Annotated in this window: 17 protein-coding genes and 1 other annotated feature; of the genes, 11 read left to right on the top strand and 6 right to left on the bottom strand. The window is 42.8% G+C overall.

The genetic code is table 11. The annotated features are described in order from the left end of the window. Positions 1 to 222: 222 nt before the first annotated feature. The 4 genes from J2S25_RS17975 to J2S25_RS17960 all read left to right on the top strand — a co-directional run bounded on the left by J2S25_RS17975 (position 223) and on the right by J2S25_RS17960 (position 4,838). Positions 223 to 1,734 carry an MMPL family transporter gene (locus J2S25_RS17975; RefSeq protein WP_044394983.1) on the top strand — a complete coding sequence of 504 codons (1,512 nt, stop codon included), beginning with the start codon at positions 223 to 225 and terminating at the stop codon, positions 1,732 to 1,734. After that, positions 1,734 to 3,140 carry an efflux RND transporter permease subunit gene (locus J2S25_RS17970; RefSeq protein ID WP_044394981.1) on the top strand — a complete coding sequence of 469 codons (1,407 nt, stop codon included), beginning with the start codon at positions 1,734 to 1,736 and terminating at the stop codon, positions 3,138 to 3,140. The genes J2S25_RS17975 and J2S25_RS17970 overlap by 1 nt, the downstream gene beginning before the upstream one ends. 7 nt (positions 3,141 to 3,147) lie before the next feature. Continuing rightward, on the top strand, positions 3,148 to 3,708 hold the full coding sequence (locus J2S25_RS17965) for a TetR/AcrR family transcriptional regulator (protein ID WP_044394979.1): 561 nt from the start codon (positions 3,148 to 3,150) through the stop codon (positions 3,706 to 3,708). A gap of 143 nt (positions 3,709 to 3,851) precedes the next feature. Next, the gene (locus J2S25_RS17960) at positions 3,852 to 4,838 is read left to right on the top strand and encodes a Gfo/Idh/MocA family protein (protein WP_307192536.1); all 987 of its coding nucleotides are present in this window, start codon (positions 3,852 to 3,854) and stop codon (positions 4,836 to 4,838) included. Positions 4,839 to 4,961: 123 nt separating this feature from the next. On the opposite strand, the gene J2S25_RS17955 is transcribed toward J2S25_RS17960, so the two are convergent. Next, a complete protein-coding gene (locus J2S25_RS17955) occupies positions 4,962 to 5,483 on the bottom strand; it encodes an RNA polymerase sigma factor (protein ID WP_307192535.1) in 522 nt (173 codons plus the stop codon). A gap of 333 nt (positions 5,484 to 5,816) precedes the next feature. Between J2S25_RS17955 and J2S25_RS17950 the strand changes: the two genes are divergently transcribed. The 7 genes from J2S25_RS17950 to J2S25_RS17920 all read left to right on the top strand — a co-directional run bounded on the left by J2S25_RS17950 (position 5,817) and on the right by J2S25_RS17920 (position 13,440). Beyond that, a complete protein-coding gene (locus J2S25_RS17950) occupies positions 5,817 to 7,244 on the top strand; it encodes a hypothetical protein (RefSeq protein WP_307192534.1) in 1,428 nt (475 codons plus the stop codon). 113 nt (positions 7,245 to 7,357) lie between these two features. Further along, positions 7,358 to 7,598: a binding site (T-box leader), on the top strand. A 71-nt stretch (positions 7,599 to 7,669) separates the two neighbouring features. Next, entirely contained in the window at positions 7,670 to 9,337 is a 1,668-nt protein-coding gene (gene ilvD / locus J2S25_RS17945; RefSeq protein WP_307192533.1) for a dihydroxy-acid dehydratase, read from the top strand. A 145-nt stretch (positions 9,338 to 9,482) separates the two neighbouring features. Beyond that, a complete protein-coding gene (locus tag J2S25_RS17940) occupies positions 9,483 to 10,157 on the top strand; it encodes a response regulator transcription factor (protein WP_044394969.1) in 675 nt (224 codons plus the stop codon). Beyond that, positions 10,147 to 11,529, top strand: coding sequence for a sensor histidine kinase (locus tag J2S25_RS17935; protein WP_052807056.1), 1,383 nt, complete (start codon positions 10,147 to 10,149; stop codon positions 11,527 to 11,529). The genes J2S25_RS17940 and J2S25_RS17935 overlap by 11 nt, the downstream gene beginning before the upstream one ends. 131 nt (positions 11,530 to 11,660) lie before the next feature. Next, a complete protein-coding gene (locus tag J2S25_RS17930; RefSeq protein ID WP_044394967.1) occupies positions 11,661 to 12,011 on the top strand; it encodes a hypothetical protein in 351 nt (116 codons plus the stop codon). After that, positions 12,008 to 12,907 (top strand): FAD:protein FMN transferase, encoded by a 900-nt coding sequence (locus tag J2S25_RS17925; protein ID WP_044394964.1) that lies wholly within the window; start codon positions 12,008 to 12,010, stop codon positions 12,905 to 12,907. Before J2S25_RS17930 ends, J2S25_RS17925 begins: the two co-directional genes overlap by 4 nt. Further along, positions 12,904 to 13,440 carry a ferric reductase-like transmembrane domain-containing protein gene (locus J2S25_RS17920; protein WP_044394962.1) on the top strand — a complete coding sequence of 179 codons (537 nt, stop codon included), beginning with the start codon at positions 12,904 to 12,906 and terminating at the stop codon, positions 13,438 to 13,440. The genes J2S25_RS17925 and J2S25_RS17920 overlap by 4 nt, the downstream gene beginning before the upstream one ends. Before the next feature lie 70 nt (positions 13,441 to 13,510). On the opposite strand, the gene J2S25_RS17915 is transcribed toward J2S25_RS17920, so the two are convergent. The 5 genes from J2S25_RS17915 to J2S25_RS17895 all read right to left on the bottom strand — a co-directional run bounded on the left by J2S25_RS17915 (position 13,511) and on the right by J2S25_RS17895 (position 18,689). Then, positions 13,511 to 14,476: a GGDEF domain-containing protein gene (locus J2S25_RS17915; protein ID WP_307192532.1), complete on the bottom strand. Its 966-nt coding sequence runs from the start codon at positions 14,474 to 14,476 to the stop codon at positions 13,511 to 13,513. A gap of 21 nt (positions 14,477 to 14,497) precedes the next feature. Beyond that, positions 14,498 to 15,244, bottom strand: a complete 747-nt coding sequence (locus J2S25_RS17910) for an EAL domain-containing protein (protein WP_044394960.1) — start codon at positions 15,242 to 15,244, stop codon at positions 14,498 to 14,500. Between the two features lie 108 nt (positions 15,245 to 15,352). After that, complete coding sequence (locus J2S25_RS17905) at positions 15,353 to 16,507, bottom strand: glycosyltransferase family 4 protein (RefSeq protein ID WP_044394958.1); 1,155 nt, start codon at positions 16,505 to 16,507, stop codon at positions 15,353 to 15,355. A 309-nt stretch (positions 16,508 to 16,816) separates the two neighbouring features. After that, the gene (locus tag J2S25_RS17900; RefSeq protein ID WP_044395612.1) at positions 16,817 to 17,341 is read right to left on the bottom strand and encodes a phosphatase PAP2 family protein; all 525 of its coding nucleotides are present in this window, start codon (positions 17,339 to 17,341) and stop codon (positions 16,817 to 16,819) included. Then, complete coding sequence (locus J2S25_RS17895) at positions 17,316 to 18,689, bottom strand: UDP-glucose dehydrogenase family protein (protein WP_084221879.1); 1,374 nt, start codon at positions 18,687 to 18,689, stop codon at positions 17,316 to 17,318. The genes J2S25_RS17900 and J2S25_RS17895 overlap by 26 nt, the downstream gene beginning before the upstream one ends. Positions 18,690 to 18,703 lie beyond the last annotated feature (14 nt).

Genomic DNA, 18,703 nt, shown 5'->3' with positions numbered 1-18,703 from the left:
GGTCAGTTTTTGTTGGCTAGGAAAAGCAACGATAAGTCGAGAAGCCCCCACTTCAAGCCACCTGTAAGGGTGGTAAGTGGTGGGAGTAGTTCACTTTAGTTTGACATCGGTCTATTATTTTTTTATAGTATATGTAAGTTATCACTAACATTCAATCAGTCGGTGATAACGATTTTTTACAATAAAGGTAAGTTTGTACTAACTATCAATAAGGGGGAGCTTATGAAAATGTTGACGTTTTTATCTGAGTTAATCCGAAAGAACCCTATGAAGCTTATTATCCTGGCTATTGTCGTTGTCCTGCTTTTTGCAGCTGGTGCTCCAGCAATGAAAATGGCAACCGGCAATGAAACTTTGATTGAAGTTGATACGAAAGCCTATCAAGATAACTTGGCTTTGGAGAAAGAGTTTGGGGGTGAATCGATTATTGCAATATACGAAGCTGAAAAATCCGAGAACCTTTTCACAATCGATACTGTTAACCACATGGCTGGATTGGAAAAAAAGCTGGGTTCTTACGAGAATATTTATACGATCATAAGTCCTAATACGATGATTAACCAAATTTCTGTCAAGCAGTCGGAAAAGTATAAGGAAGGCATTGATGAAATTGTCTCCGGATTGGAAAAAATGGGCAGCAATTTGACTGAGCTAAGCACAAAACTAAACCAGAATGCCGGAGGGCAGCAGCCAAGCGGAAATAATATCGAACAGAACCTGAGTGAGTTGATTAATGGGTTAAGCAAAATGATCGATGGTCAGAAAAAGTTGTCTGCTGGAACGGCCCAGATGGCGAATGGCTATGCGCAAATGGGTGGACAATTGCAAGAGGCTGCCCTGAACATGCAAAAAGTTAGCACACAGCTAGGTCAATCACTTGAATCAAATCCGCAACAGCAAAAACAGGTACAGCAGCTAATTGAGATGAGCAATCAGTTCATCCAGCTTTCGGAAAAAATGAATGAAGCCTCCTTGAATGGTTCAAAATTGACGGTCATACCTGAAAATACAATAAAAGGGCTAGGCGAGATGCAACAGGGGCTTAACAGTCAAAAGTCGAGCTTCAGTGAATTGAATAAGAAGCAAGTAAGCCAATGGAATGATTTAAAAACATTGTCTGCCGGACTTTCAGAAATGGGCAGCAATTTGAGCAAAATCAGCGAAAACCTGAAAGTAATGGTTTCCTATTCAGATAATATGTCTCCGGCCCTACCGCAACAACAAAAAACGCTGGATAAAATGATTTATGAAGAAAACGGTGACCTTCGCAATTTATTCAGTGAGGTAACAGTAGACGAGAAGTACATGCTTTTCATTGTGAAGCTGGAAGGGAATGTGGATGACTCGGTGAAAAGTGAGATTTCGGGCGCAATGAAAGAATATTTCCATGACAATAAACTGGAAAATATTCATACGATGGTGTCAGGAAAGCCAGTTCTTGACGATGCAATCAGGACATCTATGAAGGACAGCATACAAAAAATGATGAGTCTGTCCGTTCTATTCATGATTCTCGTTTTAACGATCGTTTTTAAGGTTAGATGGAAATTGCTTCCGCTTGTGGTCATGTTGCTAGCGGTTGTCGCAACTGTAGGTTTGATGGGATGGCTGAGCATTCCGATGACCATGGTTTCCATGGCGGTATTCCCGATTTTAATTGGACTGGGCATTGACTATGCCATTCAGTTCCAGAGCCGATATTCTGAAGAAATGGACACAAGGAGTGAATCATAATGGAAAAAGACAGTAAACAGAAAAGTATTTCAAGTTTAAAACAAACCGTCAAACACATGGTGCCTGCTGTCATGACAGCCATTATCGCTACAGGTCTTGGTTTTATGGCATTGTATACCTCTCCGGTTCCCATGATTCAGGATTTCGGAAAAATGCTGACACTTGGGATCGTAATCAGCTTCTTTGTCGGTTTATTCATTTTGATTCCAATTCTATTTACAAGGGACCATTTTTTTACGAGAGAAAGCAAAAAAGGCATAAAGAGTACGCAATCGCCGAAATCAGAAAAATTCCTTGAGGGATTAACAAAAAAAGTAGTTTCTTTTAAATGGCTGGTCATTTTACTCGCCTTATCCACTGCGATTTTGGGTATCTGGGGAGATATGAAGGCAGGAGTAGAGACCGACGTAGAAACCTTTATGCCTCAGGATACACAGGAATTAAAGGATATTCACAAATTAAGAGATATTCTTGGAACAACCGACCAGGTAACGATTATGTACAGGACCGACAATGTACTGGACAAAGAAACAATCAATTGGACAGATCGAATGACTGAATCCATCAGTAAGGAATTTCCTGATGTAGTAGTAGAAACAAAGTCGATTGCAAGTGTCCTAAAACAGACCAACGACGGAAAAATTACTGAAAATACAGAGAAAATTGTCAATGATATGCCCAAGGATCAGGTTAAGCTTCTGGTGAACGAAGGTCGGACAAAAGGGGTGATCACTGTTGGCATAAAACATCTTGAAGCGAGTGAACTGAAAGACTTTATCGGTAATTTGGAATCCTATATTAAAAACGAGGAGCAGAGTGGAATCGAGACGACCGTTACCGGAAAGTCTGTACTAGACGTTGAAATGGTATCTTCGCTGACAACCGGTCGGTATGAAATGACCTTGTTAGGAATAGGGCTTGTCTTCCTTGGACTTTTGGCGATCTACAGACATCTCGTAAAGGCTTTTATCCCACTGCTTCCTATTCTTTTCATTGTTGGGTGGTCTGGAGGTATTATGTATTTGTTTAATATTAGTTATACTCCGCTAACTGCCACACTTGGCGCCTTGATTATCGGCATAGGGACAGAGTTTACAATTTTGATCATGGAGCGTTTTTATGAGGAAAGAAGGAAAGGTTTCTCAGATGTTGAAGCAATATTGATAGCCAATAAAAAAATAGGCAAAGCAGTTTTAGCTTCAGGATTATCTGTTATAGGAGGCTTTAGTGCACTTCTTGTTTCAGACTTCGTTATTTTAAGTAATTTTGGTATGATGACTTTAATAAACGTTTTCTTTTCACTGATCAGCACCATTATTGTCATGCCAGCCATACTGGTCATTCTAGACAGGTTGGTAAAGACTAAAACGAGAGCTGAAAAGGAAGTGCAAACAAAAACGGGGTGAACGTCGTTTGCGAGATAAAACAGACCAAATTATTAAAGCTGCAATACACGTCTTTATCAAAAAAGGGTTTTTGCAATCAACCACCCAGGAAATTGCCAAAGAAGCAAATGTTGCAGAGGTAACTTTGTACCGAAAATTTTCAACTAAACAAAATTTATTCGAGACAGTTATTAAGAAATCATTGGAGAATCACTTTAAAACCAAGATATTTAAACTTGCTGAAGAGGAAACCGGTCGTTTTTTTGAAGAAATTTTAGATGAACGTCTGGTGGTAATATCGAAAAACCATCAATTGATTAAAATGCTTATTTCCGAAAGTTTGCTGGGGAACTTGACAGGGGATCTCAATTTTCCGAGCATGATTTATGATGGTCTGAAGGCTGGAATTCAACTGCATTTTGACAAACAAAACATTGCCGCCGATCCAGGAATCTTCGCACACCAGATCACCGGCATCCTTCTTAGCAATGTTCTATTTGTAAAGGAGACACCATATTACCAATTAACAAAAGAAGAAAAGCGGAAGGTATTGGACCATTATACAAATTCATTAAAGGCCAACTTATAGGGAAGAGTGAAGCGCCGTCTGTTTTTCCCACCACGGACGAGGATTTATCCACTTGTTAGAATGATAAAAAATAATAGTATAATGGATTAATAAGGTTTGTTTTCTATTAAAGCAATATATTGATACGAGGAGTGGAGAAAACGATGGGCGAAAATGTGACCAGGTGGGGCATCTTAGGAACCGGGGGAATAGCAACTGCTTTCGCAAAGGATTTAAGTTTTGTTGAGAATACGGAAAAAACAGCTGTGGGGTCGCGGACCAAAGAAAGCGCTGTGAAGTTTGCGGAAGAGCATGGTGTTTCTCGTGCTTATGGTAGCTACGAAGAATTAGTCCAGGATCCAGATGTTGATGCCATATATATTGCGACGCCGCACCCTTTCCATAAGGAAAATGTATTGGCGTGCCTTCGCGCTGGCAAGGCTGTTCTTTGCGAGAAGCCATTTACGATCAATAGCGGAGAACTAGAAGAAATCATACAGTTTGCCAGGGATAAAAAACTGTTTTTGATGGAAGCAATGTGGACACGCTTCCTGCCTGCGATTAGGAAAGTTAGAGAATGGATTGACAGCGGAAAAATTGGTGAAGTTCTGTTAGTAAAAGCAGATTTGGGTTTCCGTGCACGATGGGAACCCGAATGGAGACTGCTTAATCCAAATCTTGGTGGAGGAGCACTGCTGGATGTAGGGATTTATCCCATCACATTCGCATCGATGATTTTTGGAACCAAGCCTGAAAAGATTTTAAGTACTGCCCACATTGGGGAAACAGGTGTGGATGAACAATTTTCCATCCTAATGTCCTATCCTTCCGGAAAAACAGCCACCCTTAACGGTGCTTTTCGAATGGATTTAACGAACGAAGCTTACATCCATGGAACAGAAGGATATATTCGGATTCCCTCTTTTAACAGTGCCAAATCAGCCTTTTTATATAAGGATGGAAAAGAAATAGCGACTTTTCATGATGACAGACAATCTGCTGGTTATGCGTTTGAGATGGAAGAAGTCGGAAGATGTTTGAATCAAGGGTTGTTAGAAAGCCCTGTTGTTCCGCTGGATGAATCATTAGAAATTATGAAACTAATGGACAAAATTCGCGGACAGTGGGGATTAAAATATCCGTTTGAGTAGGAGACGCACCCTTTTGCTGTTTTCGTATGACGAATTTAAGGAGATAGGAACGCACTTTTCTCCATTGTGTTGGAAGCAAAAGGAACGTTCCTCTTGCTTCTTAACTTTTCCTCAACCATAATGTTAGGCTGGGTATTTCTCAGACATAACTTTTTTCAATTGCTTTCGTGCTCTATGAAGTCTGGTTTTGACCGTTCCTGATTTTAGATTCAATCTGCTGGCAATTTCGTTTTCTTTTAATCCATATTGAAGTTTAAGCACCAGCACTTGCTGATACTCCTTCGACAACAGATAGAGCAAATGCTGGAGCTGCTCCTTGAACAGAAGCATTTCTACCTCTTTTTCTATCGATTGTTCATAACAATCATCACTATAAATTTTTTCCATAATACTTTGGTCAGAAGGCAACCATCTTTTCCGTTTTTCGGCCCGCAGACAATCAATTGCTGTTCTGACAGCAATTGCTGACAGCCAAGAAGCAATTTTCTGTTCATCAACAATGGTATCAACTTTCTTGAATGCCTTTATAAAGGTCTCCTGGACTACATCTTCTGCTAATTGTCTGTCTTTGGTAATTTTATATGCAATTTGAGTGAGCCTTTTACTATGTAATCTATAAAGCTCATCAAAATCTATCTTAGCCATATCGATCCCCCTCGTGCCTTAAGCCCGCATCTGCTTCCATGTCTACAAAATCTCTTTTTTATACTGATGGTCGTTTTTCCAGCGTCAATTGGAACCGATCAACCCAACCCAGCGTCATAGGACGTTTTGCAACCGCTTCTTGTCCTGAAAATACTAATATAGATACATTATATGCCAGCCTTTTCCAAAAAAGATAGAGAGAATATTCTTAAAAAATTCTTAAGAAATATTAAGAAATACTGGGAAGAAAGGAGAATCGTCGCTTTTTAAACGTAGGTATCGTATAATTAATACAGACAGAAAGATACGATTCATTAGGAGGCCGAATGATTCATGAATAGGGAACGAACAATGCCGACAAACATATCGTTTAAATCTAATAGGGTTATCATCAATGGGGTGGTTGTGCGGGCAGCGATCTTTGCCAGATTTTTTGTCGCTGAAGTCCAGTCTGAATTAAACGGAAATTATTATCTGATTTTCTACAAAAATGCCCTTATCTATGGGGAGCAATTGGAAAAGGTGCTAAAAGGTTCATTTATTGCGAAAATGCTGAAAGAAGGAATCGTATTAGATGCTCAGCACCCGCTTCTCCCGGTACTTATTCCCAGCAATGCTCTATCGATCCCAGCCAAAAACAAGCTCTTCCAACACCTCGAGCGCAATTATTCTCCCCTTGAAATACCGTGTATTTCTGCGGCACTTGACTCGTTTTTCTCACCCGAACAGCTCATCAAGCCAATCGAAACCATTTTCTTCCACCATAGAAGAAACGGCAGTTTTTTCAAGGCTTATCAATCAATCCGTATTTTGACCGACCTATCTCCCTCTTTGAAAAAATTGAATGCTCTCCTCCAATCACGGGAATACAGCGCCTATTCTAGTTTCTACTCAACTTCTTCTTTATCAGAAATCCAAAAGAAGGACCCTCTGTATGCAGAGTTTCATTGCTTTATGAAGCGGAAAAACACCGAATATTTTCAAATGCTGGAAAAAATACTTAGCAATGAAAACCGCGATGCAGAAAGACTGCTGCTTTGGATAGAAGACAAAGGGAATCGTACGCATGAGTCCATTAAAAGCCAAACAGAGCTGGCTTTGAAGTCTATTCCCCTTGAGAACTGGATTCTAACCTTAACTTATGCGGGAATGAATCCTTATAAATCGCTGCCGGAAGCTAGAACCTTCCTTGAACAATTGCTGAGAGACGAGCAATATGAGAAAGCGGCAATTGCTTTATTTCCATTCATGGACGACCTGCCGGCGGAGTATCATCCGATGCTCAATGAGATATGGAAGCAGGTGGATGCTGAATTTGTGTTCGCTCACTTGAATGAGTTTCTGTTGCTCCATCAGCAGGTGGCTCAGGAAAATGATCCGAATCAATCTGAACAAAGGGTCCTCCAGCTGACAACTAAGCTAATGGAAGAGCATGACTTAACGGTAGTTTGTGAAAAACTGAAACCGATTCAGAAGCATTTTCCTCATTCCCTCATCCTTCGAAAAATTAATGAAATGGCTTCTCTTATCGAGAATCCCGACAAAATGATGGAATTGGGCCTTTTCTTTGCAGATTTCAATCAGTATGACCAAGCAATCGAATGTTTTTTTTGGGAGATGGAGCTCAAGCCGGCTGACCCAGCTCCAGTAAGGCAGCTGTACAAAATGTATCAGCGGAAAGGCATGATGGATGAGGCGTCTGCCTATCAGCAGATTTATACACAATTAAGGAGCGAACAGCAATCGGGACTATCATCTTAATAGGATTAACTGAAAAAATCAGCAAAAATAGTTTGACAAATGAATCTTTAGCTGATAATTTTATAATTAATAATTTTCCGAAAACAGGATCGCAATCGAAAAGCGAAAGATGAAAAAATTTGATGACGAGAAGAGTAAGATGAGTGCCCTGATCGACAGAGAGTCGGTAAATGGTGCAAGCCGATGTTCAGAACTGATCCGAAAATCATTCTCCGAGATGCAATGCTGAACTTTTTCAGTAGGTGTTGCCGGTTGGTCCGCCGTTAAAAGGAATGCGTGTAATGATGCGTTGATTGAGTGCCGTTTTTCGTGAACGGAACTAGGGTGGTATCGCGAGTAAAACTCGTCCCTATTTTTGGGGGCGAGATTTTTATTTTTACTGTATTTGTTCAAGAGTGGAAAGATGAAAAATGGGGGGATTTTGTATGCGCAGTGACATGATCAAAAAGGGAGTCGACCGTGCTCCGCACCGAAGTTTGCTTTATGCAACTGGAGTGAAATTAGAGGATCTTGAAAAACCTTTTATTGGCGTTTGCAATTCGTATATCGATATTATTCCGGGCCATGTCCACCTGAGGCAGTTCGCGGATGTTGTCAAAGACGCGATCCGAGAGGCGGGCGGGATTCCGTTTGAGTTCAATACGATTGGCGTGGATGACGGGATTGCAATGGGGCATATTGGCATGAGATATTCTTTGCCAAGCCGGGAGCTGATTGCCGATTCAGCGGAAACCGTGATTAACGCGCACTGGTTCGACGGAATTTTCTACATTCCGAATTGTGACAAGATTACTCCTGGGATGCTGATGGCGGCTGTACGGACGAATGTTCCGTCTGTATTTGTTTCAGGTGGCCCGATGGAGGCTGGTGTTTCCAGCACAGGTCAACCTTTATCACTGGTGTCCGTATTTGAAGGCGTTGGTGCCTATCAATCAGGAAGAATGTCGGAAGATGAATTGCTGGATATCGAACAGAACGCCTGCCCGACCTGTGGCTCTTGCTCGGGAATGTTTACTGCAAATTCGATGAATTCGCTTATGGAAATGCTCGGAGTCGCACTTCCTGGAAATGGCACGTTGGTTGCGACATCTAAGGAGCGCCATCAATTAATCTATGAGGCGGCCCGGCATTTGGTTGACTTAATTAAAAAAGATATAAAGCCACGAGACATTATCACGAAGGATACGATTGATGATGCCTTTGCGCTCGATATGGCGATGGGAGGCTCAACGAATACAGTTCTCCATACGCTTGCAATTGCAAATGAAGCGGGTATTGATTATGATCTGAGCCGGATTAATGAAGTGGCAAAGCGAATTCCTTATTTATCTAAAATCAGCCCGGCTTCCCATTATTCGATGCAGGATGTACACAATGCCGGCGGTGTCAGCGCAATTATCAAACAGCTTTGTGAAATAGAAGGAGCTGTTCACCCAGATCGAATTACTATCACCGGAAAATCACTTTATGAAAATGTAAAGGATGCCGAGGTATTAAATGGCGACGTAATCCGCAGCAAGGAGACGGCGTATAGCCCTGTCGGCGGGTTATCCGTGTTGTTTGGAAATATCGCACCAGATGGAGGCGTCATCAAGGTAGGGGCTGTTGACCCTTCTATTAAAACTTTTAAAGGAGAGGCGATTGTCTACGAATCTCAGGATGAGGCGCAAGCTGGAATCGAAAATGGGGATGTGCGGGAAGGACATGTAGTTGTCATTCGCTATGAAGGGCCAAAGGGCGGTCCGGGAATGCCGGAAATGCTTGCGCCAACAGCAGCCATTGCTGGAAGGGGACTAGAAAAGAAGGTGGCCTTGATTACGGATGGCAGATTTTCCGGGGCCTCAAGGGGCATTTCCATCGGCCATATTTCTCCGGAAGCGGCTGAGGGAGGGCCAATCGCGTTTGTGGAAAATGGAGATACTATTTTCATTGATTTAGAGAACAGAACCATTTCCCTCGAGGTTCCTGATGCAGAGTTGAATGATCGCAGAGCGCAGTGGAAACAGCCGGAGCCAAAAATCAAAAAAGGATACTTGGCTCGATATTCGAAGCTGGTCACCTCTGCGAGCACGGGTGGTATTCTTAAGATTTAATGAAAATTAAATAGAGGTAGTACCTTTTCTGTCCGTCATCGTCATGATGACGGACTTTTTCCTTGGAACGTTCCAAGCAACTTTTATTGGGATGGATTATGGTAAAATATAAGCAATGATAGCTTTCGAAATGGCGGGTTATGAGATGAATATTTTACTGGCGGAAGATGATTTGAAGCTGGGTGAATTGATCGGCTATATGTTAAAGAAGAAAGCCGGTTATCAGGTTGATTGGGTGAAGGAGGGAGAAGATGCCTATTTTTACAGTACTTCTTCCCATTATGATGTGCTGATTTTGGACTGGATGATGCCGAATGGCACTGGGGTGGAGGTTTGCCGCCGCTTGCGGAAAGAAGGGTATGCAGGGGCGATTTTGATGTTGACGGCGAAGGATTCCGTGGAGGACAGGATCAATGGCCTTGATGCCGGTGCGGATGACTATTTGATCAAGCCATTCGAGATTGACGAACTACTTGCCAGAATTAGGGCACTTACTAGAAGAAACTTTGCTCCGATTGTCGAAGATGAAGTGCACTATCGGGATCTCGTTTTAAGCCGGATCAGCCAAATGCTGAGCGATGGGAACAAAGAAATCCAGCTTAGCCCGCGTGAATTCCAGCTTCTTGATTTACTGCTGCAAAACAGGGGCCAAGTATTGCCTAGGGAGCTAATATTGGAGCGAATTTGGGGTGTGGATGCGGACGTTTCGACGAAAACAATCGATGCGACGGTAAAATTGCTGCGAAAAAAGCTCGACAGTTTTGGAAAGTATGACTTGCTCCAAAGCATTAGAGGGGTAGGATATAAAATTGAAAACTAAACGCCGTGGCAAAGTGCAAAACATCTTTAAGCGAACCCAACGACGCCTGACGAAAGGATTTTTACGCCAATTGATGGTTTTTCTGCTGTTGTTCAGCATCGTCATGTTCGGGATGTTTTATTTGGTGATCATGAAGGATCAGGAGCTGGAAGTGAGAAACCTGGCAAAAGAAGAAGCGGCAAGGGTGGAGGCATACTTGGGAAAGACATACGAAGCGAAAAATGTATTCCCGCAACATGATTTGGAGTTAAGAGGAAGCGGGATTTTTTTTGCTTATCTTATTAGTCCAGACGGCGCATTGCTCGTGGGAAATGAAACCGATCCTCAAGTTCGCCAAAAGCTGCTGTCTGCTCTCAGTGAAGAAAATTTATTTCAGCGGAAAATAACATTCGGTTCTTCCGGTTCCGAAGAAGACGATGATGACGAGGGCCATGAAAGGAGCGAGATTCATAATAAGTCGCTTCGGAAGGACCTTCACCTCATGATTGCAAAGGAAAAGATCTCGTTTGCCGGTCGTGAGGTTGGAAACCTTTATGTTGGCACGGATATTTCCTATGTGTATCAGATGTTTATATTGCTGTTTGGAATCTTGATCGGATTGTTGACTTTCTTTGCGCTCATCGCCTGGTTTTTTAGTAGTAGAATGTCGAAAAAAGCGATGATTCCAATCAGTTCGGCGTTTGAAAGGCAGCGTGAATTTGTTGCAGACGCCTCCCATGAATTAAGGACTCCGCTAAGCGTCATGCTTTCTTCGATAGATGCGATTGAGATGACAATTGATCATAACCAGGATCCTATCGTCCGTAAAATGCTTTTTAATATGAAGGATGAAGTGAAAAGGATGACAGGGCTGGTGAGCGGTCTCTTAACGCTTGCCCGGTCTGACTCAGGAAAAATAGAGCGGAATGATGCTGTCTTTGATTTTTCAGAAATGGCCCAAAAGGCAATGGAAGCAATGAAGCCGATTGCACAAGAAAAGCAGATTCAGCTTCAATTCGATGCACCGGAAACACTGGTTGGCAAAGGGGATGAGCACCGGTTGAAGCAGCTCCTCTATATTTTATTGGATAATGCGTTAAAATACACCCCTAATGGCGGCAAGGTTGAATTGGCATTATCAAGAAAACAGGACGAGCTGAAGATCAAAGTCAGTGACACGGGGGTCGGAATCCGCCCAGAAGAGCAGCCGTTCATCTTCGACCGTTTTTATCGTGCGGACAAAGTGAGATCGAGACAGGAGGGAAGCTATGGGTTAGGACTCTCGATTGCCAAATGGATTGTCGACATTCATCAGGGAACGATTGAGGTAAATAGTGAACTTGGAAAGGGCAGTGTGTTTATCGTAGAGCTACCTTTTTCCAGTAAAAGGTAGTTAATATGCAAAACCAGTGAAAAAAGTATGAGCCTTCGTCAGGTTGATGCTTTTTTTCATTTCCTTTCACCGTATTTTCACCATCCGTGGATATAGTGATATTTATAAAAGGATATAGGGGGAGTTTTTGCATGAAAAAGAATGTGAAATGGTCAGTGATTTCCGTTAGTACGATTACCGCTTTAACGTTTGGCGGTCTAGTGATGAATAATGAAAAGGCTTCAGGCAATGAAAACTCAGTCCCGACAAACAATAATGTACTCCAAGATCAAGTTTCTAACCAAGCGTATGAGGAAAACACCTACAGAAGCAAGGAGGGCGAAGGTTATTACGGAGATCACGATGACGATGAAGGGTATGAAGACGAGGGAGACGATCACTATCAGGAGCAAGGAACTGTGTGGGGGCAAGAACAAGTTGTAATAGCTCCAGATAAAGGGTTCCAGCAGCAGAAAAGCAGTAGCTCGAGGACATCTAGATGATTGAGACAACATTCCGAGCGATGAATAGTACCATTGTGCTTTCGGGAATGAATTTCGAGCCACAGGTCGAGATAAAGAAGAACATCATCGATTTCGAGCAAAAGGTGAGCCGTTTTCTTCCTGATAACCAATTGGCTTTCATTAATCGCAGCCCACTTAATGTTCCGATCTATTTAGAAGCTACATTGGCTGACCTGCTCGATCGGTCGCTTCAGCTCGCTAGAAAGTCGGCTCACTATGTCCACCCATTCCTTGGAAAAGCGATAATGGCGAATGGTTATACGGAGTCATTTCAGGAACACAATCAACCCGTTTTTACAGAAAGCGATGCAGTGCATGTTTCCCGGGAACCGATAAAGAGAATTTCGAAAAGCTGGATCATCAAAAAGGAAAATTTTCTATTTGACTTTGGAGGTTTTGGGAAAGGCTACATCGTTGACAATGGGATAAAACAGCTGAAACAAAAGGGTGTGGATCATTTTCTAATCAATGCCGGAGGAGATTTAAGGGTACTAGGTTCCCATGAAGTTGGGATTGAACATCCGGTTTTAATGGGCGAGGACATGATTAGGTTGACCATCACTGACAAAGCAATTGCCACTTCAGGCAAAAATTATCGAAGATGGACGAAAGGAAGTAAGGAATATCACCATCTCCTTAATGGCCGGACAGGTGAACCTGCTTTTAATGGAGTCCTGCAAGCAAGCGTCATTGCCAATACCGCAATGGAAGCTGAAACAGCCGCGAAGCTTTTGTGTATTCTCCCTTTTGAAAAAGCAAAAGCATTGCTTTACCGGCATTTTCCGCAGATTGCTTACATTGTTTATTTGGAAAATGACCAGATTTCCATCGGCGGAGATTCACAACTTTACAATCGATTGGAGGTAGCAGGATGAATTGGATTTGGATTGCGATCCGCGCAGCAGGATTGACAGGATATTTATTGCTGACCATATCCCTATTGGTGGGTATCTACAGCCATATTCCGCGAAAAAGGGGCTCGTTCCTCACTTTTCATCAAATTATCGGCCAGGTGGCCCTTTTATTTATCGGAATTCATGCATACCTGCTGATCTTTGATATGTATCAGCCTTTTTCTGTTTCAGAACTGCTCATTCCTTTTACCGCATCCTATGAGCCAGTCCTATCAGGATTGGGAACTATTTCTTTTTACTTATTAATCATCGTCGTCTTAACATCTGATTTCATGAAAAAAGTCGGTCAATCAGCTTGGAAAAAAGCACATTATCTCGTTTTTCCACTCTGGTTCGTTTCCGCAATTCACGGACTTTTTCTTGGCACAGATTCCGCATCACTATGGGCTTTGGCTTTATACGGAGGCTCCGTTTTGATGGTCAGCATGGCAACCATTTTTCTCGTATGGAAAAAGCTTAGTAAAAAGCAGAAACAGAGTCCAGTTGTAACGTGAAAGCAGTAAAAACGAAAGGTGTGACCTTTCGTTTTTACGCAAAAATATAGTTCATCACAGATCGCAGAAATTAGGATGTTTTTTCGCTTGTCAGGAAGACGCTTCGCCCCATGGATTTGCAGCGTTTCTTAATGCGAGCGGCTTCTTTGCTTATTTCTTCAATTGAACGGAAGCTAGTGTTGATATTTTGAATAACGGCAATCGATAAGCCGACAAGCGGGATGTTTTCCACGATGCCCATCCGGCTGATGCCGCGGATGTAGCCTTGGGCAAGTTCTTCTGCCGAATAAAATTGATGGGTGTATTGTTCGAACTTATAAATAAGAGTTTGGCAGATTCCCTGGAAATCATGGTGGGGAAGGATAGCGATGAAATCATCGCCGCCGATATGTCCGACGAAAGATTCCAAACTCGTGCTTCTCTGTAACACGGTTTCTTTTAGAGCTGTCGCTGTATATTGGATCACTTCATCGCCTAGCTTAAAGCCGAACGAATCATTAAACGCTTTGAATAGATTGATATCTATGTAAAGAATGGTATATTTTCCAAAGGAAAGCGCTGTCTTGAGCGCGTTTTTGATCTCAAAATTGCCAGGCAATCCGGTCAGCGGATTGGAATAGCGGGCAATGCTGATTTGCTCCTCAGCGAGCTTCATCAGTAAATTGCGGATGCTGGCTATGCCGATCAGACGGTCTTCTTTCGTGACGATAACGTAATCGTAAAGATGTTCCTGAGCACGATCCATGGCTTGAGCGCTTGCTTCTGTGATCGGCACAGCATGATCGACAATGAGCGGGTCCGTGATCATCACTAGATCAATCGTCCTTTTCATAAACAGATCAAATCCGTACTGAATCGATAGTTTTTGGTAAAATTTTTTTTTTGTCACCAATCCGATGGGGCGATCATCGGTACAAACAACGACTCCTTCTACTTCTGGTTTTTCCTTGAAAATGGAATAAATGAGTTCACATTTAGTTGAAGGGGTAACGACAATCACTTGCTCTGCGATCTCACCAATCGTCACTTGCAGCATTTGGGCACCTTCATTTCCTTTTCATCTATGCGAATACAAAAGCTGCGGTCCTGGTCTGCCAAGATAATATCCTTGTCCAAACTGAATACCAGCCTGTTTGGCAATCGCCAATTCTGCTTCTGTTTCTATTCCTTCAAGTGTAACAGCTACCCCTTCGGAAGTGAAGTAGGCAGCAATCCACTCAAGGAAGGTTTGTTTTTTGACCGATTGGCCAAGGTCGATGGCAAAATATCGGTCAAGTTTCACGATATCTGGCTCCAGTTCTAACGCAATTCTTAAAGAAGATTGCCCTTTTCCGAGGTCATCGAGTGCAATTCTAAAGCCCTGTAACTTTAAGCGATTGATCACTTTTTTCAATAGAAGCAATGATTCAACCGACTCTGCTTCATTCAATTCAAAAATAATATTATCAGGGCTCATAGATACCTGACTCATTACATGATCCAATTTTATGAGAAAAGATGGTTCTAAAAGAGTAGACGGAAAGACATTGACGGACAATCGAGATGCGTTCGAGTGTTTCGAATGATACTCGAATGATTGGATGCTCCTGGATATCGAATGGATATCCAAATCGAACAAGCATTTTTCTTCTGCGGCAAGAGCGAATAATTTTTCAGGATTCTCTATTTCTGCATTTCGGATCAGGCTTTCATAGCCAAATACACAATCATCCAGCAGGCTGTAAATAGGCTGATAGGCATGGTAAAAATTAAATAGTTTAGACGTCGATTCTCGGGAAGAGTCAAATAACAAGGCTGTCATCATAAAATACCATCCTAATAGAATTGTTTATAATCCAAATGTACTACTGTTTTATTAATCAATTGTAAGGTTTTCGTAAAATCTCTTTAAACATAGGGAAACGAGGATGATCTATGCTTCTATTTTGACAGGCGTGTGAAGATGATTGGTTGTGGCAATGTGGTGATAATGGCTAAGGACGTCTTCGAAGATCGTTCCCCATTTTTGGGTAAGCGCGTAGTTCCTGGCCTCATAACCCATCTGATTCCTTTTCGTGTCCTTCTTGAGAAGAGTGACAATGGCCTCTGTGAACTCCTGCCGATCATGCGGTTGGCATAGCCGCCCTGTGACCCCATCCTGGATGATACTTTTTACTCCGCCAGAATTTGCCCCAATGACCGGTGTGCCGCTCGCCAATGATTCCAGGACAACGTTTCCAAAGGTTTCCGTAGCAGAAGGAAAGATGAATAGGTCAGATGATGAATAAACTTCGGCAAGTTCCTGCCCTTTTAGGTAACCACAGAACGTCATGTTATCAGGAGCTGCTTGCTCCAGTTCTGCTCGCAAAGGTCCATCCCCAACGATCAGCCAATGAACCTTATCGGCTAGTTCAGATGGCAGGTTCCGGTCGATGTCAAGCAGGAAAGCGACGCTTTTTTCCGGAGCCAGCCGGCCTGCATAGGAAAGGATATACTTTGTTCTTATGGAGTAACGCATTCGGACAGCAAACTTATCGTAAAAAGGATGGAACAATTCGCAGTCGACACCCCGTGGCCAAATTTCCAGATTCTGAAAATCGTGAGCTGTTAGTTGTGACATAGTTTCTTGTGAGGGAACGAAAATTTTCTCGAACGGCCGGTGGAACCAGTTCATATATTTCCAAAGCAGGCCGGATAACAAGGTAAGTTCATAGAATTGCAGATACTGATCGAAATCCGTGTGATAGGAGCCAACCAAGGGGATATTCATTTTTTTAGCAAAGTATACTCCCATCATGCCGAGGTTGAAAGGGGTGGCGATATGAATAAGATCTGGTTCAAACTTTTCCAATTCTCCTTTGATTTTAAAGTAATTTGGAAATGCGATCCGGCACTCAGGATACAGAAAGAACGATGCACTTTTAAATCGGTGAATATGCGCTGGAACATATTCTTCCCTAGGGTTATCAGGTGCGAACACCTTCACCAAATGACCATGCGTCGTTAAATAATCGGTGAATCGTTTCAATGTTCTGGCAACTCCATTGATTTCAGGGTAGAACGTATCGGTGAAAAAGGCGATTTTCATAGAAACGCTCCCTCCATTCTTTGGATTTTTTTATAGAATAAGAAAGTTATAAAATTCACTTTGAGAATTGTCCAGCTCCAGCGCCTAGCCCCTCGAGACGCTTGTCTAGTGTCGCCTCCTAGAAACTCCGAAACTTCAACTCCACCTGCAGAAGCAAAAAACGCTTCTTCCGGTGGAGTCTCCAGTTTCTGTGTTTCTGGGCAGTCGGCTATACTTTTCGGTTTCGGTCCGCCCAATGAAGTCAAAGAACGACTTCACTGGTCGGACCTCCAGCGCTTGTCGGGGCTGACCAAGGCGCTTGCGCTTTTCTTATAGAATAAACGAATAGCTGAAAATTCCAACGGCTGAGCCAAGCAGCGAACCCGCAAATATATCTGTCGGATAGTGCAGGCCTAGATAGACTCGGGAAAGTGCGACTATGGTTGCTAAAGAAAGCAATGCGACAGCAAATGCTGGGATAAATAGGACGAAAGGCAGGATGATGGAGAAGATCGCTGTCGTGTGCCCGGATGGAAATGAATGGTCCGCGAGCGGATTGTTAGGAAAGAAGCTGTTTTCCAGACTGATATAAGGCCGCTTTCTCGGATACCATTTTTTGATGAGATGTACAGGCAGGTGGCTTAGTGCCAAAGCCGTCGCACTGGCAATCGCCGTTCGCCTCAGCTCGCCCTCTGCAAACAAAATCATCAGGAGAATGATAGAAATCGTGAAGCTGGCACTGCCCAAATGGGTAATAGTCCGGAAAAAAGCATTTAATAGTCTGATTTGGTAATGACGATTGATTCCACGGAAAATTTTCCGATCGGTTTCATAGATTGCTAATAATAGTTTCATCATTTTTTCCTTCCCAGGATGGATTTGAAGATGGAGCATTTTCATGGTGAATAGATGCTCTTCCAATAGAAATATACGTGATCGGGTGCTTTCTAACATCGGCCAGTGAGTAACAATTCCGACCATCGATGATGATTGGGTTCTTCATCAGAGTTGGATACTTTTCTAATGGAAAATGCTTGATGTGATCCCATTCGGTAACGATGATCGCTAGTTCTGCTTGTAATATGGCAGTTTGTAAATTGTCTGAAAACTCGATTGTCTGACCAAATATTTTTTTCGCGTTTTCGGTCGCGATCGGGTCGTAGCCAATGACGGATGCTCCTTCAGCGAGCAAAGCCTTCACAATGATCAAGGAAGCTGATTCACGAAGATCGTCCGTATCAGGCTTGAATGCCAAGCCCAAAACAGCCACTCTTTTTCCCAATAGAGATCCGAGTAGTTCTTTCGCCTTCTTCACTGCAATTGCCTGCTGGCGATTATTAACCTTGATGACGGATTCGAGCAGCTCGAATGGATGTTGGACATTTCCGGCGATTTGAACCAATGCCTTCGTGTCCTTCGGAAAACAAGAGCCGCCATAGCCAATGCCTGCTTTTAAAAATTGCGGGTTAATTCGTTCATCCTTGCCAATTCCATAAGCGACTTCTTCGATATTCGCACCGACCTTTTCGCAAATGGCTGCAATTTCATTGATAAAGCTGATTTTCGTGGCTAAAAACGCATTGGACGCATATTTAATCATCTCGGCACTTCTTGTATCTGTTTTGATGATGGGGATTTTAAGAGGAAGGAAGACTTGCTCCACTACCCTAGCTGCCTCAGCTGATTCCGTGCCAATGATGATTCGATCGCCATGGAAAAAATCATAAATACCATTGCCTTCCCGCAGGAATTCTGGGGTAGAGACTGGGTGCACCTTTATGCCATCATGTTGGACGCTGTGGATAATTTCGCTGATTCGCTCATTCGTGCCCACAGGCACTGTGCTTTTGGTGCAAACAACGGAGTCCTGATTGAGGCAAAGCCCGATCGTGTAGGCCGCTTCATAGACATGATCTAGATTGGCTGTTCCATCTGGATTTTCAGGGGTACCAACGGCGATGAATATCAAATCCGCATCATTATAGGCGATCTCTGGATCCGCAGTGAAACGGATACGACCAGCCTGCAGATTTTTTTTCAGCATAGGGGCAATCCCGGGTTCATAAACAGGAGAACACCCGGATTGAAGCATCTGAATCTTGTCTTCTCGAATGTCAGTACAAACGACTACATGACCCATCTCAGCCAGACAAACACCTGTGATCAAACCAACATACCCAGTCCCAGCAACAGCAATCTTCATCCAATCCCTCCTAA

It is taken from the genome of Mesobacillus stamsii (genome assembly GCF_030814065.1).
GTDB classification, from domain to species: Bacteria; Bacillota; Bacilli; order Bacillales; family Cytobacillaceae; genus Mesobacillus; species Mesobacillus stamsii.
This window is presented reverse-complemented; position numbering and strand designations above follow the sequence as displayed.

Coding starts and splice junctions, on each gene's coding strand:
- J2S25_RS17970 (WP_044394981.1), top strand. CDS start 1,734: ATGGAAAAAGACAGTAAACAGAAAAGTATTTCAAGTTTAAAACAAACC.
- J2S25_RS17905 (WP_044394958.1), bottom strand. CDS start 16,507: ATGAAAATCGCCTTTTTCACCGATACGTTCTACCCTGAAATCAATGGA.
- J2S25_RS17955 (WP_307192535.1), bottom strand. CDS start 5,483: ATGGCTAAGATAGATTTTGATGAGCTTTATAGATTACATAGTAAAAGG.
- J2S25_RS17975 (WP_044394983.1), top strand. CDS start 223: ATGAAAATGTTGACGTTTTTATCTGAGTTAATCCGAAAGAACCCTATG.
- J2S25_RS17950 (WP_307192534.1), top strand. CDS start 5,817: ATGAATAGGGAACGAACAATGCCGACAAACATATCGTTTAAATCTAAT.
- J2S25_RS17940 (WP_044394969.1), top strand. CDS start 9,483: ATGAATATTTTACTGGCGGAAGATGATTTGAAGCTGGGTGAATTGATC.
- J2S25_RS17895 (WP_084221879.1), bottom strand. CDS start 18,689: ATGAAGATTGCTGTTGCTGGGACTGGGTATGTTGGTTTGATCACAGGT.
- J2S25_RS17915 (WP_307192532.1), bottom strand. CDS start 14,476: ATGCTGCAAGTGACGATTGGTGAGATCGCAGAGCAAGTGATTGTCGTT.
- ilvD (WP_307192533.1), top strand. CDS start 7,670: ATGCGCAGTGACATGATCAAAAAGGGAGTCGACCGTGCTCCGCACCGA.
- J2S25_RS17925 (WP_044394964.1), top strand. CDS start 12,008: ATGATTGAGACAACATTCCGAGCGATGAATAGTACCATTGTGCTTTCG.
- J2S25_RS17900 (WP_044395612.1), bottom strand. CDS start 17,341: ATGAAACTATTATTAGCAATCTATGAAACCGATCGGAAAATTTTCCGT.
- J2S25_RS17920 (WP_044394962.1), top strand. CDS start 12,904: ATGAATTGGATTTGGATTGCGATCCGCGCAGCAGGATTGACAGGATAT.
- J2S25_RS17960 (WP_307192536.1), top strand. CDS start 3,852: ATGGGCGAAAATGTGACCAGGTGGGGCATCTTAGGAACCGGGGGAATA.
- J2S25_RS17930 (WP_044394967.1), top strand. CDS start 11,661: ATGAAAAAGAATGTGAAATGGTCAGTGATTTCCGTTAGTACGATTACC.
- J2S25_RS17910 (WP_044394960.1), bottom strand. CDS start 15,244: ATGATGACAGCCTTGTTATTTGACTCTTCCCGAGAATCGACGTCTAAA.